Source organism: Reinekea sp., assembly GCF_982785585.1.
Window position 1 is genome coordinate 1 of sequence record NZ_CEYAVF010000070.1, and the last position, 2,434, is coordinate 2,434.

At 49.1% G+C, this 2,434-nt stretch carries 1 protein-coding gene; it reads left to right on the forward strand.

Going from position 1 to position 2,434, the window contains the following annotated elements; all coding sequences use genetic code 11:
* The first annotated feature begins 172 nt into the window (after positions 1-172).
* Complete coding sequence (locus AC4FIC_RS15060; RefSeq protein WP_100256978.1) at positions 173-2,257, forward strand: class I SAM-dependent methyltransferase; 2,085 nt, start codon at positions 173-175, stop codon at positions 2,255-2,257.
* Positions 2,258-2,434: the final 177 nt, after the last annotated feature.

Below are 2,434 nucleotides of genomic sequence, written 5' to 3' on the forward strand. Positions count from 1 at the left end.
CTCTACTTTGTGCCCTGATCGGGCCAGGAGCCTTGTATTTCGGGGCTTTGGGCATACTGGCACGGCCATTGCTGTTATTCTTCGGGCAGGAGCTACTATTGCTATTTTTCGGTTAAGCCTTGCCGCTTAACCAAAAAGCGGCAACTCCAATCATCAGAAAGCAGGATCCGTTATGACTAAGGCACTCAAACAAGCAGACGTCTGGCAGTGTGAGCCGTTAGGGCTTGCATCAAATACCACGGACCTGACCAATCGTGAATGGAAAGAATTCGAACGTCTCGCCCTGTTTCACTATGATAAGAGTATTAATGCTCGTACCTTAAATGAACAAACCGTTACCCATCGAGGAGCTGCCAAAGATTATGCTAACCGCTTGCTTAAAGATAAAGCGAGAGAGGTGACGGCTCTTAATCTATTGGCTCGTATCGCTCTAGATGAGGGCTTTTATAATGCTAGCGCTCAATACCTAAAAGATGCTCTTACGCTCAATTCCGAAGACGCCGGTTGTTGGTATTCTATGGGCCATCTCGGCCTGGCCACAAAAGACTATGACAGCGCGTTGGAATGCTTTTCGCGCTCTTTAGCTATTGCCCCGAATCAAACCCGTGCCGAGACCTCTTTGGCCTATACCTTAGCTCGCAAAGGACAGGTAGTCGAAGCGTTTCAGGCTTACCGAACACTCTTCCGCACTAATCCACTCGACAATCATGTCCAGGCCAAATTATTTGAAATACTGAAGAACATCCAGGCCGACTATTATCAGCCCGATCTTGAGATCGATGTAATCCGCTGGTTAAAGGTTAAGAATATGGACCTTCAAGCCCTTGCACCTCTGGTCATGTCGCTACTAATTCATAAATACTCCTTAAATGATGCCAATGCCGTCATCGACTTGCAGGATTTGGCGAAAGATCAAATGTTAAACTTGGCATTGGGAAAGCTCTATTTTATCAACGATGAAATAGAAAAATTCATCACGCTGCTGCGTAAACACGTTTTGCTGAACTGTATAGATGGTTCCTATAAGGACCAGCATCTGCTAAAACTGGCTGGCCGATTAGCGCTGCATTCAGAACATAATGAGCAGGTTTATCAGTACGACGCGGATGAAAAGACTCTCGTTAATAAGTTGGCTAGCCTGCTAACCGAGGTACTGCTATCGCCGACCAACAAAACCCATGACTCAGCCCCTCTATTTACCCTGTATGCTATGTATGAACCTCTTATCACGGTGCCCGGCATCGATCGTCTGAGCAACCAAAATCTGACCGACTGGCCAGCCCATGCGAAGCGACTCATTCAACATGTAGTGGTCAATGCCAAAGCCGAAGTCCAGCTGATGGCGACCATAGAAAAACTTGGCCCCATAAGTGACAGCATCTCAGTGGGCGTCAAACAACAGTATGAAGAGAACCCCTACCCTCGTTGGTTACATCTGAGCTACAACACGCCGACCAACTATGGTCGAGCGCTGGAAACCGAGCTAATCGGCTTTCGCGCGCCTGAGTTTTTTAACATGGGTTCGGTGAAGTTTCTCATCGCCGGCGCGGGCACTGGCCAACACGCCCTCAAGGTGGCGCGTTACTTCCGTAACGCGGAAGTACTGGCGATCGATTTGAGTAGTCGGTCATTAGCCTATGCCAAACGCATGGCTGTGCAACATCAGATTAGCAATATTCGCTTTCTCAATTGTGACATCTTGGAACTGGACCAGCTCGATGAGCAATTTCACGTCATCGAGTGCTCCGGCGTGTTGCACCATATGAAAAACCCAGACCAGGGTCTGGCGGCGCTTAAGGCCCGCTTAGCACCAAAAGGCCTGATCAAGCTGGGGCTTTATAGCTATCAAGCGCGCGAAGTGGTGCGTCAAATGCGTGACCTTATCACGCGCTACGATTTGCCGCCCACGGCAGAGGGTATTCGAACGTTGCGCCAGGCCATTCTAGAAGGAAAGATGCCGTACGACTTTTCTGGACTGAAAAGCAGCCAAGACTTCTATTCGTTAAGTGGCTGCCGCGATCTGCTCTTTCATGTTCATGAATTCCAATATGAACCCCTAGAACTGAAGGCCATGATTGAACGGCAACAGCTGGAATTTTTGGGTTTTGTGGTGCCGGAAAGCGTCAGGGCTGATTACGGCCAACGCTTCCCCGATGACCCGCGTATGGTCGATCTGAGTCATTGGCAGGCTTTTGAACAGGAGCACCCTGCCCTATTCGCCGGCATGTTCCAGTTTTACCTGCAATCTAATGGCTAAGTTCAGCACTTTAGGCCACAGGCAAGTTGCCCTAAGCCAAAGGCAATCGATAGGCAAAAAAAAACTCCCGTTCAACGGGAGTTTTTTTTGGGTCAGCTCGATAGGTCTGAGCGTGGCGTTAGCCATTCAACCACAGATGCACCCAGATACTGGCGAAATAGCCGAGCATGATCACCG